Origin of the sequence: Gallibacterium anatis DSM 16844 = F 149 (assembly GCF_000379785.1) — a bacterium.
Lineage (GTDB): Bacteria > Pseudomonadota > Gammaproteobacteria > Enterobacterales > Pasteurellaceae > Gallibacterium > Gallibacterium anatis.
The window spans coordinates 1-13,926 of sequence record NZ_KB903680.1 but is presented as its reverse complement, the minus strand read 5'-3'; the positions used below and the strand labels follow the sequence as shown (position 1 = coordinate 13,926).

Genomic DNA, 13,926 nt, shown 5'->3' with positions numbered 1-13,926 from the left:
TGTGATCCTTAATCAATAGATGCTCTTTTTATCATTAATTTGTGCGTTATGCTATCTCTAACCGCTGAAAATCTCTATAATGACCGCTTATTTTGGGAGAAATTGATTATGAATAATGCAGAATATCATCAAATTGTTGAGCAAACTTGGCAGCAGATAGAGGAAGAACTGGAACAGCAGGATTGCGATGTGGATTGTGATACGCAAGGTTCAGTTTTTACCATTACCTTCGATGATGGCAGCCAAATTGTGGTGAATAAACAGGAGCCGCTACAGGAATTATGGCTGGCAAGCAAATTGGGCGGCTACCATTTCCGCTATCAGAATGGACAATGGTTAAATGCGGAAGGCAAGAATTTTTGGCATTATTTAAGCGAGGCCTGTGCGGCATACGGCGAACAGGTTGAATTTTCCAATCAATAAAAAATAGGAGCAGAGATGCGTTTCAGACATTGCTTGGTCGCATTTTCTACATTATTGGCATTATCATCGGCAACGGCTAGTTTATTACCTTATCAAAGCAGAACCGCACTGTTATTGACACAAGCGCCGGATAATTTTGTGGGATTGCGACCATACGAACAGAATTATTTAATGGAAACATTCTCCAATAAAAATTACAACTACCCGGAAAATATGCGCCACGATGAGATCAAATTCCAGATCAGTGTTGCTTTGCCGTTATGGAAAGGGATTTTGGGTAAAAATTCCGTACTTGCCGGTGCATATACCCAGCGTTCGTGGTTTCAGTTCAGTAATCGTGGCGAATCTTCGCCATTCCGTGAAAGTAATTATCAACCACAGCTGTTTGTAGCGTGGGCTACCGACTATGATTTGCCGTTTGGTTGGAAATTAGTGGATGTTGAAACCGGCGTGGTTCACACATCAAACGGGCGTAGTGATCAACAGTTAAAATCACGCAGCTGGAATCGGCTTTATTTACGAGCTGGCTTCAGTAAGGATAACTGGTTGGTCGAATTAAAACCTTATTGGCGTATTCCGGAAAAAGCGGCGGATGATGATAATCCGGATATTGTTGATTATTATGGTTATGGTGATGTCAGCGTGGGTTATCGGTTTGATGAACATATTCTGAAAACGACTGCACGTTATAATCCACGAACCAATAAAGGCGGAATGGAGCTTTCGTGGAGTTATCCAATTGCCAAATATGTTCGTGTTTATGCGCAATATTATCACGGTTATGGCGAATCATTATTGGACTATAACCGTTCCACCGATCGCATCGGTTTAGGTATCAGTTTAAACAATGTGTTCTAATTCAGAAGATCAGGCTGAGGTGTTATCGCCTGATCTTATCCGTGCAAAATCCATTCTTCAGGACGTTTTTGGTTATCAGCAATTCCGTCAAGGGCAGCAACAGATTATTGCCGCGACATTACAAGGTCAAAGCAGCTTTATTCTGATGGCGACCGGTGGCGGCAAATCGCTTTGTTATCAAATACCGGCGCTCTGTTTTCCCGGATTGACGCTTGTGGTTTCCCCTTTGATTGCTTTAATGCAGGATCAAGTCGATCAACTGACCGCAAACGGCGTTGCAGCCGCTTATCTGAATTCAAGTCAAACTTTGGAACAGCAACGAGAAATTGAACAACAGGCGTTATCCGGAAAATTGAAATTGCTCTATATTTCGCCGGAAAAAGTGATGACCACAGCGTTTTTCTATTTTATTCAGCAGTGTCAGGTGAGTTTTATTGCGATTGATGAAGCTCATTGTATCTCGCAATGGGGGCACGATTTTCGTCCGGAATATTCACAGCTACGCAGTTTAACGCGTGTTTTTCCTCACATTCCGATTATGGCACTAACCGCAACGGCAGATCGCGTTACTCGAGAAGACATTCTGGAATTACTTAATTTACAGCAACCCTTTGTTTATATTGGAAGTTTTGATAGACCCAATATCCGTTATACCGTAGTGGAAAAATTTAAACCGCAAGAACAGTTGCTTAAATTTGTCAAATCGCAAAAAGGCAAGAGTGGCATTATTTACGCCAACAGCCGTAACAAAGTGGAAAGATTGGCGGAAATGTTGCAGCGTAAAGGGATTTCCGCAAAGGCGTATCACGCCGGTTTTAGCAATGAAATCAGGGAGCAGGTTCAACACGATTTCCAACGTGACAATATCCAAATTATTGTTGCCACCATTGCATTCGGAATGGGCATTAATAAACCGAATATCCGTTTTGTGTTGCATTATGATCTGCCGAGAAGTATTGAGGCCTATTATCAGGAAACCGGTCGGGCAGGGCGTGATGATCTGCCGGCGGAAGCGGTGCTGTTTTATGATCATCAAGATTATTTGTGGTTGAATAAATTATTGCAGGAAAAACCCGATTCATCACAAAAAATGATTGAACAGCATAAATTGCAAGCAATGGGCGAATTTGCCGAAGCACAAACTTGTCGCCGCTTGGTGTTACTGAATTATTTTGCCGAACATCGCCATCAACCTTGCAATAACTGCGATATTTGCCTTAACCCACCGAAAAAATATGATGGTTTGATTGATGCGCAAAAAATCCTTTCTACGGTTTATCGTACCGGACAAAAATTCGGTAGTTATTATGTGATTGCAGTGTTGCGAGGCGTGCAAAATCAGAAAATTCAAGAATTACAACATGATAAATTATCTGTTTTTGGTATCGGCAAGGATAAATCACAAGAGTATTGGCACAGTGTGATCCGTCAATTAATTCATTTAGGTTTTTTAAGCCAAAATATTGCCAATTATTCGGCGCTTCAGCTTACTGAGGCAGCCAGACCGATTTTGCGCGGAGAAATGACGTTATCATTAGCAACCCCACGACAAAATCTTTCAATGATTAACCACGCCCATCACTATCAAGCACAACAGGGCGATCGGGAACTCTTTAACCAATTACGCAAATTAAGGAAACAACTCTCCGATCGGGATAACATTCCGCCTTATGCGGTATTTAACGATGCCACTTTAGAAGAGATGGCGCGAGAAATGCCGACAACACTTTCAGAAATGCTGCAAATCAATGGTGTAGGTTTCAAAAAATTAGAACGCTACGCCCAACCGTTTTTGGCGGTGATTTTGCGTTATTTAGAAAACAAAAAATAATAGACATCAATGCTATCAGCACCCCTCCTATCCTAGAATAGGAGGAGTCTGTGTAAATTACCCTGCCATTTTCGCCTGTTTGAGGTTGATGATTAACATTATTGCCAGAATAGTGATGCCGATAATATCGGAGATAAATTCCGGAGAAATAAGCAATACTGAGCCTACAGCCAGAATAATGCGGAAAATGTTATTAATGCTATGTTTGAAATAACCTTCGATTGCGGCGGAAAGTCCGATTACACCTAAAATTGAAGTGACACAGACGGAAATGATTTCTGTCACTGCCGGAAGTGGGAATGAGTTAGCGGTAATAACGGCATTATTGATATCAATCATCAACATATTCGGGTTGTAAACGAAGATAAATGGGATGATAAAGCCGGCTAGCGCTAATTTTAATGATTGCCATCCTGTGCGCATCGGATCGCCGCCGGCAATTCCTGCGCCGGCAAAAGAGGCTAATGCCACCGGCGGTGTGATGTTGGCGAAAATACCGAAATAAAAGACGAACATATGGCTGACTAATAATGGAATGTTGAAATCTGCCAATGCCGGTGCCGCCATAGTAGCGGTGATGATATAGGCGGGAATTGATGGTAATCCCATTCCCAACACGATGGATGCCAACATTGTGAGAATCAGTGTGAGCAGTAATGAACCGGCACCGAATGTGACGATATAGGAGGTCATTACGGTACCGAAACTGGTGAGGTTGACTACGCCGATGATAATTCCGACTACGGCACAGGCTGCCATTACCGGCAATGACTGTTTAGCGCCGTCTTCTAACGCTTCGATAATCTCTTTTAACCCCATTCTGGTTTCTTTGCGTAACCAGCTGACAACAATGGTAATTAAAATGGTGTAACTTGCTGCATAACCGACCGGTACGGATTCAATTAAAAATGCAACCAAAGCGATAATTGGAATGAACATATGCCCGCGTTCTTTCATCACTAATTTCAGTTGCGGCAGTTGATCTTTGGATAAACCCTTGAGATTACGCTTACCGGCACGAAAATGTACTTGTGCGATGACACTGATATAGTAGAGCAGTGCCGGCAGCAGCGCCGCTAAAGCGATGGTGCTGTATTTCACGCCGGTGGTTTCTGCCATAATGAAAGCACTTGCGCCCATAATTGGTGGCAAAATTTGTCCGCCGACAGAGGCACTGGCTTCGACTGCGCCGGCAAAATTTGGGTGATAACCGATTTTTTTCATCAACGGAATAGTGAAAGCGCCGGTACTGACCACATTTGCGACGGCTGCGCCATTAATACTTCCCATAAAACCGCTGGAGATAACCGCCACTTTTGCCGGTCCGCCTTGACGACTTCCTGCCAGTGCTAATGCTAAATCGTTGAAGAGTTTTCCCATTCCGGATTTTGCTAAGAATGCACCGAAAAGAATAAAGAGGAAAATAAAACTGACTGAAGCACCGATAGCGGAAGAGTATAATCCTTCGGTTTTCAGATAGAGCTGTCCGAAAATATCACCGATATCATAATACCGTGTTAATAGCCGATCCGGCATAAAATCCATTGAACTGATAAATGGATAGAGCAGGAACAATAGCGAAAAAATGATAAGAATATAGCCGGTTAAACGCCGTGCCGCTTCAATCACGATCAAGGTAGTGATAATGGCGAAAATAATGTCGTTTTCGTTTGGAATACCGCCGCGAGTGGTCATCAGTGCATCATATTCATAACACAGATAGCCGGCGGTGATGAGTGCCAAGATGCCCAAAATCCAGTCAAACCACATAATGCCGCGTTTACTGTATTTTTTCGCAGCGGGATAAACAAGAAAAATGAGCAATGCCCCAATGCCGACGTGTAACGCACGCTGTAGTAGCGTAGGCATTGGGTAAAAAGTGATATAAAGATGAAATAACGAATAAGCGACAGCCACAATAGTAATAATATGTTTCTGCCATTGAGATTGTCCGGTTTTTACCACCGATTCTTTGTCATATTTTTCGAGGATTTCTTGATAATCACTCGCTGGTTTTACTTGTTGGTTCGACATTGCATTTCACTCCTAATATAAAAGAAATGAGGTTCTGTTTTGTTGGTATAATTTTTATCTCTGTATAATCGGGAACCAGTTTAAAAACAGGAATAATCGAATTATCAGTAAATAAAACGCCCTGCATATTTGAGGAAACAACCCAATTTAATTGTGGCATAACAATGTGGGCACGGTAACCGACAAATCCTTTCGGTGCAGGAATATATTCGCCACTTGCCGGCGAACCGGCACCAAACGTTTGTTGAAAGATTTTGTCTAAAATCAGTGAGTTACCTTGTTGAGCATAATGTTCTTGCCACAACTGTTTTTCTACGGAATGTCTCCATTGTAGTGTGAATTCTTTGCTTGGTAGGCGACACACACTATTCGGCAGTTGCAAATAGAGTGTGTCGACACGGAAAATCAAGATGGATATTACTGCTAAAACTGCAACAATACCTATCTTAGTAACGTTCCGCATACCTATTTTTTACTCACTTCATCATAGTAACGTTTTGCACCCGGATGAAGTGGCGCGATAGAGCCTTTTTGTGCTTCTTCCAAATTAATATCTTTCACTGCTTGATGTGAAGATTTCAATTTATCCATATTTTCAAAGAAAGTTTTAGTGAGCAAATAGACATCATCATTACTTAGATCAGAGCGCACAATGAGTGCATTGCGGATTGCGATGGTAGGAACATCTTCTGCATTATTGTAAGTGCCTGCCGGAATCGCCATTGAAGTAAAATATGGATATTGTTGCATAATCTTTTCCGCACCTTCTTTAGGAATGCTGACAAGCTGCAAATCGAAACCTTGTTGTAATTCCATTAATGAAGAGTTCGGCAAACCGCTGGTTAAGAATGCCGCATCAATTCTGCCGGCTTTAAGTGCGTCAACCGCTTCGGCATAACCGAGATAATCAACGGTAATATCGTTATAAGTAATGCCAAATCCTGCCAATAACTTACGTGCATTGACTTCTACACCGGAGTTTTGCGCACCGGTAGCGACACGATGTCCTTTCAAATCAGCGATAGTTTTAATGCCGGTTTTTTTGGACGTGATGATTTGCACAAAATTCGGATAGAGTGCAGCAAGTTCATTGACAGTGGTCACTTTTTTGTTTTCAAAGCTGCCTAAACCGTTTACAGCATCGCTTAATGCATCACGCATAACAAATGCCATTTCCACTTTTTTGCTGTTGAGCAAATTGATATTTTCAACGGAGGCACCGGTGGTTTGCGTTTTGGAATTCGCTTTTAATTCATTGGAATAAACCTCTGCCAGAGTAGTGCCGATAATATTATATGGTCCGGAGGCACCGCCGGTGGCGATGGTTACAAATTTAGAGGCGAGTTTCGGTGCGCTTGTGGCAGATGCTGTTTCAGCCGTTTTTGCCGGTTCAGCGGTATTTGCAGATGCTGTTGATTTCTCTTTTTCGTCATTACAGCCGACCAATGCAACGGATGAAACAAGCAAAGAAGAGAGAAGAAGCTTTTTAAAATTTGTCATAGTAGCCACCTTGATGTTGTGTTATTGAAATGGATGAGTTTTGTAAGCTACTTGTTAAATTTAAATTTTGCAAGAAGAATTTTGAAATTTTTTGAATGAGATCACAAAAAAAATAGGAAATTTTGGATTTTATCTAAATTTTAGCGACTGAAGCACGCCAAATTAATTGTGGCTGTAACATTGTGGTTTTATATTCCAGATCCGGCGATTTAATCCTTTCCAATAAGGTTTCCACTGCTAATTTGCCCAATTCTGCTTTAGGTTGATGAATTGTGGTTAGCGGTGGGGTGAGATATTGCGCCAACATAATATTGTCGTAACCGATGACAGAAATATCTTGCGGAATGCGTAATCCTTGTTGCCAAGCCACTTGATAAACGCCGACCGCAATGGTGTCGCTACAGGCGAAAACGGCTGTAGGGCGAGGCGTAATCTGTAACAATTTTTTCATCCCCTCTACGCCACCTTCAAAATCAAAATGGCTTTCAATGATCCAATCAGAGTTGATCGGCAAATGCGCATCCTGCAACGCTTTTTGGTAACCGAGCAAACGGTTGTGAGCTAAGGATTTATCCAATTTACCCGTAATAATAGCGATATTTTTATGTCCCTGCTCAATTAAGGTTTTTGTGGCAAGATAAGCACCAAATTCTGAATTTTCATAAATTTTATCGGCATTTAGTTCGGTCGGCCACCAGTCCATTACCACAATCGGCAAATTTAGATTTAACTGTTCCACCATTGCGTGGCGAGTGTCGGAATACATTAACAGCAATCCGTCCACCTGTTTTTGAATTAAAGTTTGAATATTCTGCTGCAAGCGTTGTTCGTTGCCATCGATACTGGAAATGATCAAGTTGTAGTGGTGCTGATTGCAATATTGTTCCACACCGCTCACTACTTCGGCGAAAAACGGATTGCTGGTGGCAGTAACCAACATTCCCAATGTTTTTGTCTCTTTTACTTTTAAACTGCGGGCAACAGCGGAAGGGGTATAATTTAACTCATTGACAACCTTCATAATTTTTTCACGTATCTCATCACTGACATAACGTGTATTGTTGATTACGTGTGATACGGTTGAAGTTGAAACTTTCGCTATCCGTGCAATATCCTTCATTGTTGCCATAACAGTTTTGCCTTTTATTTGAATAATTTAAGTTATGCTATTTGATATTGGCTAAAAAATCGAGCGTTTCCTGACGGCTCGGAATAGAAGTTTGCGCACCGAAACGGGTAACACTGATAGCGGCTGCCGCGTGGGCAAACTGAATCGCTTCTTCCAGTGATTTCTGTTCCAACAATGCAGTTACCAACGCACCGTTAAAAGTATCGCCGGCGGCGGTGGTGTCTTTTGCCTGAACACGGAAGCCGGGGATAATTTTTTGTAATGCATTGTGACTGATAAATACCCCTTTTGCCCCCAATGTAATCAAAACAATGGCAACCCCTTTTTGATGAAACACTGCCGCAGCCTGTGCCGCGCTCTGTTCATCTACCACTTTGACGCCGGTCAGTACTTCTGCTTCGGTTTCATTCGGGGTAATCATTGTTAATTGAGCAAGTAACTCATCCGGTAACGCTTTTGCCGGCGCCGGGTTTAGCACAGTGTGTTTGCCGGCTTGTTTAGCAATTTTGGTGGCATAAATAATGGCGTCCAACGGCGTTTCCAGTTGCATCAAGAGCGCATCGGCATCAAGAATTTTCTGTTTAAATTTGTCCACAATGTTGGTGGTGAGATGAGCATTGGCACCGGCTGAAATGACGATACTGTTTTCACCGCTGTCGGCAACTTGGATCATAGCGATACCAGTCGTTTCACCTTGAATTGTAGCGATGCTTTCGGTGTTTATGCCATCTTTTTGAAAAGCCTGTTTCATCTCAAGCCCGATTTTGTCTTCGCCAATACAAGCAATAAAATCAACTTTTGCCCCCAAGCGAGCCGCCGCCACCGCTTGATTTGCACCTTTCCCGCCATAGACGATATGGTAATTTTGACCGGATAAAGTTTCTCCCGGTTGTGGAAAATGAGGAACTTGAATAACGTGATCGGCATTAATACTGCCAAGAATGGTGAGTTTTTGCATTTTGCTTGCCCTTAGTTATCAACTGAAAATTTATTTTTAATGGTGCGCAGCAAGGCGCACCTTAAAGCATAGATTAAAGACCACTTTCTGTAATTTTTTTACGGTAGTCATCGGAAGCTTGCATGATATGATTTAGCAGATCTTCTACCGCCCAATATTTAGTAATAAGGTCTTCCTTAATAACTCTTGAGTTATAACATTTAAATGTACCTAATTTTGTATGCATTAATTTTGCAATATTTGGATATCCGAAACTTTCCGCAGCTCCACAGATGGCAAGAAAGTGAGCAATTTCTGTGACTAAAGGATGAGTTGAAAATCTGTTTTTATATAACCAAGCATATAGATCCGGATGAATATTATTAAAGACCCCAGAAAAACCTTCAGAACCAGCTTTCATTGCTTCAAACGCGATAGATGCATTAGCATTAACTATTTTCAAATTGCTATTTTTTGTAAGTTCAACTCTTCTTTTTACAGTTGATAGATCACAAGAAACATCTTTTAATACCAGCATATTTTCTAATTGAGCAAAATAACTGATTTCTTCATCTGTCAATAATCTGCGAAATGGGGCAGGACATTCATATAATCCTAATTTTATATCTTGAGGTAATTGAGTGATTAATTTCTCAAAATGTTGTTTTAGAGCTGATGTCCCTTGATTATTAACATCAAGTCTATTAGTTATTAAAATAACCGCATCGACACCTGTATCATAAATTGCGTTTAATTCTTCTACTTGATCATTCAACTGTTCACTAATATGGCCTGATGCAACAACAGGTATTCTTCCATTAGTCTGAGAAACGACAGTTTTTGTAATATTAATACGCTCTTCTAGAGATAAATATTGTATTTCGCTGGATTGACATGCTGCAAAAAGAGTATTTGCGCCATTATCAATATACCAATCTGTTAATCGACGTAATCCATCGTAATCTATTTCATTATTTTCTTTAAATGGGGTTAGCATTACAGGGATGATTCCTTGAAGTTTCATTTTATTCTCCATATTTATTCATTAGAATGTTTATCTTTAAAGTTTTTAATAATTCCATATATTTGTAAGATGACAACTATTAAAAATAGAATTGCGAGTAACATAGAAACCGGTCTTTCTATGAAAGCCATTAGATTTCCATCTGCTTTTGTTAATGAAGCAAGCAGATTTCTTTCTAACATAGGACCTAATATCATTCCTAGAATTATTGGTGATATTGGATAAGTATTTTTTTGTAGAAAATAGCCAATTACTCCCATTAATCCCATTACAATAATTGCCTCTACGGAGTTATTAATTGCAAAAGAACCAATGATGCTGAATATAATAATAATTGGATATAGAATGTCTTTATTAATCTGTATGATTTTTTTAAGAAAATTTACTACGATTAAAGCTAATGGAATTAAAGCAATATTAGCTATTAGAAATAAGATAAAAACAGCATATAACTTATCAGGTTGAAATAAGAATAATGATGGACCCGGTTGCATATCTTTCATATATAACACCCCAATAATAATAGCAGCTGCAGAGTCACCGGGGATTCCGAAAACTAATGAAGGAATCCAACTTCCAGCTAAACTAGCATTATTACTACTGGATGAGTCAATAATAGCATCTTCTGATCCTTTCCCATATTGCTCTGGTGTTTTAGATGATTTTTTTGATATTGCATAAGAAATCCAAGCTGCAATATCTGCCCCAGCTCCAGGTAATGCTCCTATTAATGTTCCTAGAATGCTGCTTCTTAATATACTAATTTTTCGTCTAGCTAATACTTTTCCTAATCCACTGAATAGATTTAAAGATTTTGGCTGATTAAAATTATTATTAGAATTCGATTTATCAATGAATTTATATCTATTAGCATAATATTCAATAGCACCAGATATAGCAAATAAACCTATCATTGCAGGTATGAAGCTAATACCTTCATAAAGTGATACAAAGCCAAAGGTAAACCTAGCTTGTCCAGTAAATTCATCAAACCCTATAGTTGACAAAGTAATGCCGAATAATAGAGTTACTAAACTTTTAGTGATAAATTTCCCTGCAATTAAAGTAGCACAACTTAAACCTAGTAGAGATAACCACATATATTCAAATGAACTAAATTTTAAGGCAAATTTTGCTAAACTTGGTGCAGCAAGTGAGAGAATAATAGTTCCGATTACACCACCTATTACGGAACTTAACAAGCCCAGTCCTAATACGCGATTGACTTTTCCTGCTTTGACCAATGAATAGGCATCATCAACATAAGCTGCTGATGCAGGAGTTCCTGGAATGCGTAGAAGTGCACCAGGAATATCACCTGCATAAATTGATGATGCTCCGACAGAAATCATTAATGCGAGAGCGGGAATAGGATCCATAAAGAAAGTAAATGGAACTAATAAAGCAACAGCCATAGTAGCGGTTAATCCTGGTATAGCACCTACAAATAATCCAAATAGCCCGGCAGCAAGAATAGCTAATATAGCATTAATATTTATATAAGATATTGCTGATATCAAAATATCCATAAATACTCCCTAATAAAATAATATTCCAGTAGGTAAAGAAACTAATAGTACTTTAGCAAAAAGTATATAAATAGCTATAGATAGAATAATTAAAAATATGGTTGTAATTAGTTTCTTTGTTTTTAATAAAGGAATAGTAAGTGTTATCAGAATTAAACTGCATGTTAAGATAAATCCTATATATTCTGACACAATAAGGTAAGAGAAAATTAAAGTGATTATTAATAATGTACTCAAGATATCTCTTTTGAAATTAAATGATTGAAATATATATTTATTCCGTATTTTTAGTTCCATTAAAAAGTCTATGATAGAGAAAAAAGACACAAAAATACCAATGATAGTAGGGAAAAATGCAGCACCATAACTGGAAAAGTCTGCATAAGTATAATAACTATATAGAGAGATAGTTAATCCTAATATAAAAATAAATAGAGGGGTTAATAATCTAAGCATAGCTATTATATAGATCCCTTTTCAGGGATCTATCTCCTTAATTATTTATCGGTTGATAACAAGTCACCAAATTTAGTGTCTTCATTTTTCATAAATTGAATAAGATCATTTCCGTATAAAGCACTAACATCAAAACCTTGTTTGTGAGCAAATTGTTGTAATTCGCCACTGGCATAGACTTTTTCCATTGCTTTTACTAATTTTTCTTGAACGTCTTCGGGTAATCCTTTAGGTCCAACGAGAACGTTCCATCCTCCTAAAGTCCAATTTGTTTTAGTTACGTCTTTAAATACAGGAATATCCGGATATAAAGTATCTTTACCATCAGAAGTAATGGCTAAATGTTTTACTAATCCAGCATCAGTCATACTTTTAGCTTCTCCAGGTGACGAAGTTGTGAAATCAATACCTCCTGAAATTAGCTCTTGTAAGGCCGCGCTAGCACCTTGAGATGGAACAAATTTAACAGCATCTTCAGGTTGATTGAGACTTTTCAAAATACCGAGTAAATTTAAGTGCCAAATGGAATTTAAGCCACTTCCAGATGCTTTTAATTTTCCAGGGTTTTGTTTAATTGCATCAATAAGACTATTTAGATCTTTATATGGAGAATCTTTACTGACTTGAATTCCACCTGGAACAACGGCTAAACGAACAATATTTGTATAATCTTGATAACTTAGATCAGTCATTTTTTGATGTCTCATCAATGCAATTTCAGCAGTAGCAACTCCTAAAGTATATCCATCGGCTCTGGCTCTTTTTATTGCATCATGTCCTACTACTCCACTGCCACCGGTTCTGTTTATAACATTAACATTTACTCCTAATTCAGTTTGTAGTCCTTTAGCAACTAAACGGGCAATAGTGTCTGTATTACCACCAGCACCCCAAGGCACGATAATAGATATTGGCTTTTCTGGATAAGCTGCAAATGCAACTGCAACTGATGAAAAGAGAGAACATAAAAGTAATGTTTTAGTAGCAAGTTTTTTCATAATGGAACCTCGTCGTAGTTGTAGAAATATCGAAACGTTTCGATGAGATAAAAATAACCAATTTTCGATTTTCTTAAAACAAGCAATATTCAAATTTGTGAAGTCGATCAAAAAATAAAATGAAAAAATCGAGTGTTTTAAGGTTGTATGGTAATTTTTGTTGAGGTTTTGGCATTGGTTTGAGCAAATAAGGAGAGCAAAATGGCATATCTATTCACACCGCCACCGTTAACAACAATCACAGTGAAAGATTCAAATGACGAGATAGCGGTGCATCGCGTTTATTGTGTTGGCAGAAATTATGCGGAACACGCGCGTGAAATGGGGCACGATCCCGATCGTGAACCACCGTTTTTCTTCTGTAAACCGGCGGATGCGGTGCAGTGTGTCAAACAGAATGAATGTTATGCCTTTCCCTATCCGACTTTAACGAAAAATTTGCATTATGAAGGTGAATTAGTTGCGGTAATCGGTAAATCGGGCGCCAATATCGCTGTGGAAAAGGCGTTGGATTATGTTGTAGGCTATGCGGTTGGTTTGGATATGACCAGACGAGATTTGCAAAATGAGATGAAAGCGATGGGGCGACCGTGGGAAATTGGTAAGGCATTTGATTACTCTGCACCAATAAGTGAAGTGTCGTTAGTAAGTGAAGTGGGGCATTTGTCGCAAGGTGCGATTCAGCTTTGGGTTAATGGTGACGTGCGGCAGAGCAGTGATCTTAACCAATTAATTTGGTCAGTGGCGGAAACAGTTTCTCATCTATCAACTTATTTTTGTTTACAGCCGGGTGATTTAATTTTTACTGGCACGCCGAAAGGTGTCGGCAAAGTGGAAATTGGCGATCACATTGTGGTTGCGGTTGATAAATTAGGCGAATTGAAAGTGGATATTGTGTGAGCACAGGCGAAAGGCTTCTCTCAAAGAGAAGCCTCAGACTGCTGACAAACCCATCTTTCCAAAATCATTTGATAAAAGTGGGTTTGTTTTTTTACTTTGTCGCTTTTCTCTTGCTTTTCCTTTCAGATAACGGTGCCAGCGGTCATTTTCGCTGATTGTTTTACCCATGCCTCAAACAAGTAAAATTGACGCCATAAATAAGACAAAATAGCCCATACCACTAGGGCAATTTTCTTGATATTTTGTGCCATTGCCGCAAGGAAGCATTGCATTTGCACTTTGGATAATCCTCTATAACGAGCATAGC

At 39.3% G+C, this 13,926-nt stretch carries 14 protein-coding genes; 4 read left to right on the top strand and 10 right to left on the bottom strand.

The window, feature by feature from the left end:
- Positions 1 to 108: 108 nt before the first annotated feature.
- The 3 genes from cyaY to recQ are packed head-to-tail and all read left to right on the top strand — an operon-like array spanning position 109 to position 3,112.
- Entirely contained in the window at positions 109 to 423 is a 315-nt protein-coding gene (cyaY, locus tag A3EO_RS0103020; RefSeq protein ID WP_018345937.1) for an iron donor protein CyaY, read from the top strand.
- A gap of 15 nt (positions 424 to 438) precedes the next feature.
- Positions 439 to 1,281 (top strand): phospholipase A, encoded by an 843-nt coding sequence (locus A3EO_RS0103015; RefSeq protein WP_018345936.1) that lies wholly within the window; start codon positions 439 to 441, stop codon positions 1,279 to 1,281.
- A complete protein-coding gene (gene recQ, locus A3EO_RS0103010; protein WP_013746316.1) occupies positions 1,271 to 3,112 on the top strand; it encodes a DNA helicase RecQ in 1,842 nt (613 codons plus the stop codon). Before A3EO_RS0103015 ends, recQ begins: the two co-directional genes overlap by 11 nt.
- Positions 3,113 to 3,169: 57 nt before the next feature.
- Here recQ and A3EO_RS0103005 read toward each other — a convergent pair whose 3' ends face one another.
- From A3EO_RS0103005 to A3EO_RS0102965, 9 genes are all read right to left on the bottom strand, one after another.
- On the bottom strand, positions 3,170 to 5,146 hold the full coding sequence (locus tag A3EO_RS0103005) for a TRAP transporter permease (protein WP_018345935.1): 1,977 nt from the start codon (positions 5,144 to 5,146) through the stop codon (positions 3,170 to 3,172).
- Positions 5,115 to 5,609: a DUF1850 domain-containing protein gene (locus A3EO_RS0103000; protein WP_039152622.1), complete on the bottom strand. Its 495-nt coding sequence runs from the start codon at positions 5,607 to 5,609 to the stop codon at positions 5,115 to 5,117. The genes A3EO_RS0103005 and A3EO_RS0103000 overlap by 32 nt, the downstream gene beginning before the upstream one ends.
- Positions 5,610 to 5,611: 2 nt before the next feature.
- The gene (locus A3EO_RS0102995; RefSeq protein WP_018345933.1) at positions 5,612 to 6,646 is read right to left on the bottom strand and encodes a TAXI family TRAP transporter solute-binding subunit; all 1,035 of its coding nucleotides are present in this window, start codon (positions 6,644 to 6,646) and stop codon (positions 5,612 to 5,614) included.
- Between the two features lie 133 nt (positions 6,647 to 6,779).
- On the bottom strand, positions 6,780 to 7,775 hold the full coding sequence (locus tag A3EO_RS0102990; protein ID WP_018345932.1) for a substrate-binding domain-containing protein: 996 nt from the start codon (positions 7,773 to 7,775) through the stop codon (positions 6,780 to 6,782).
- A gap of 37 nt (positions 7,776 to 7,812) precedes the next feature.
- The gene (gene rbsK, locus A3EO_RS0102985) at positions 7,813 to 8,733 is read right to left on the bottom strand and encodes a ribokinase (RefSeq protein WP_018345931.1); all 921 of its coding nucleotides are present in this window, start codon (positions 8,731 to 8,733) and stop codon (positions 7,813 to 7,815) included.
- A gap of 73 nt (positions 8,734 to 8,806) precedes the next feature.
- Positions 8,807 to 9,736: a dihydrodipicolinate synthase family protein gene (locus A3EO_RS0102980; RefSeq protein ID WP_018345930.1), complete on the bottom strand. Its 930-nt coding sequence runs from the start codon at positions 9,734 to 9,736 to the stop codon at positions 8,807 to 8,809.
- Positions 9,737 to 9,750: 14 nt separating this feature from the next.
- Complete coding sequence (locus A3EO_RS0102975; RefSeq protein WP_018345929.1) at positions 9,751 to 11,265, bottom strand: tripartite tricarboxylate transporter permease; 1,515 nt, start codon at positions 11,263 to 11,265, stop codon at positions 9,751 to 9,753.
- A gap of 9 nt (positions 11,266 to 11,274) precedes the next feature.
- Complete coding sequence (locus tag A3EO_RS0102970; RefSeq protein WP_018345928.1) at positions 11,275 to 11,721, bottom strand: tripartite tricarboxylate transporter TctB family protein; 447 nt, start codon at positions 11,719 to 11,721, stop codon at positions 11,275 to 11,277.
- A 41-nt stretch (positions 11,722 to 11,762) separates the two neighbouring features.
- Positions 11,763 to 12,719, bottom strand: coding sequence for a Bug family tripartite tricarboxylate transporter substrate binding protein (locus A3EO_RS0102965; RefSeq protein ID WP_018345927.1), 957 nt, complete (start codon positions 12,717 to 12,719; stop codon positions 11,763 to 11,765).
- A gap of 201 nt (positions 12,720 to 12,920) precedes the next feature.
- On the opposite strand from A3EO_RS0102965, the gene A3EO_RS0102960 reads away from it, so the two are divergent.
- Entirely contained in the window at positions 12,921 to 13,619 is a 699-nt protein-coding gene (locus A3EO_RS0102960) for a fumarylacetoacetate hydrolase family protein (protein ID WP_018345926.1), read from the top strand.
- Between the two features lie 122 nt (positions 13,620 to 13,741).
- Here A3EO_RS0102960 and A3EO_RS12575 read toward each other — a convergent pair.
- Positions 13,742 to 13,926: transposase (locus A3EO_RS12575; RefSeq protein ID WP_409359782.1), on the bottom strand; the 185-nt coding region annotated here is incomplete at its 5' end.

Excerpts from the sequence above, each read along its gene's own strand:
- A3EO_RS0102995 (WP_018345933.1), bottom strand. The coding sequence starts at position 6,646 with ATGACAAATTTTAAAAAGCTTCTTCTCTCTTCTTTGCTTGTTTCATCC.
- A3EO_RS0102980 (WP_018345930.1), bottom strand. The coding sequence starts at position 9,736 with ATGAAACTTCAAGGAATCATCCCTGTAATGCTAACCCCATTTAAAGAA.
- recQ (WP_013746316.1), top strand. The coding sequence starts at position 1,271 with ATGTGTTCTAATTCAGAAGATCAGGCTGAGGTGTTATCGCCTGATCTT.
- A3EO_RS0102990 (WP_018345932.1), bottom strand. The coding sequence starts at position 7,775 with ATGGCAACAATGAAGGATATTGCACGGATAGCGAAAGTTTCAACTTCA.
- A3EO_RS0103005 (WP_018345935.1), bottom strand. The coding sequence starts at position 5,146 with ATGTCGAACCAACAAGTAAAACCAGCGAGTGATTATCAAGAAATCCTC.
- A3EO_RS0102960 (WP_018345926.1), top strand. The coding sequence starts at position 12,921 with ATGGCATATCTATTCACACCGCCACCGTTAACAACAATCACAGTGAAA.
- cyaY (WP_018345937.1), top strand. The coding sequence starts at position 109 with ATGAATAATGCAGAATATCATCAAATTGTTGAGCAAACTTGGCAGCAG.
- A3EO_RS0102970 (WP_018345928.1), bottom strand. The coding sequence starts at position 11,721 with ATGCTTAGATTATTAACCCCTCTATTTATTTTTATATTAGGATTAACT.
- rbsK (WP_018345931.1), bottom strand. The coding sequence starts at position 8,733 with ATGCAAAAACTCACCATTCTTGGCAGTATTAATGCCGATCACGTTATT.
- A3EO_RS0103000 (WP_039152622.1), bottom strand. The coding sequence starts at position 5,609 with ATGCGGAACGTTACTAAGATAGGTATTGTTGCAGTTTTAGCAGTAATA.
- A3EO_RS0102965 (WP_018345927.1), bottom strand. The coding sequence starts at position 12,719 with ATGAAAAAACTTGCTACTAAAACATTACTTTTATGTTCTCTCTTTTCA.
- A3EO_RS0102975 (WP_018345929.1), bottom strand. The coding sequence starts at position 11,265 with ATGGATATTTTGATATCAGCAATATCTTATATAAATATTAATGCTATA.
- A3EO_RS0103015 (WP_018345936.1), top strand. The coding sequence starts at position 439 with ATGCGTTTCAGACATTGCTTGGTCGCATTTTCTACATTATTGGCATTA.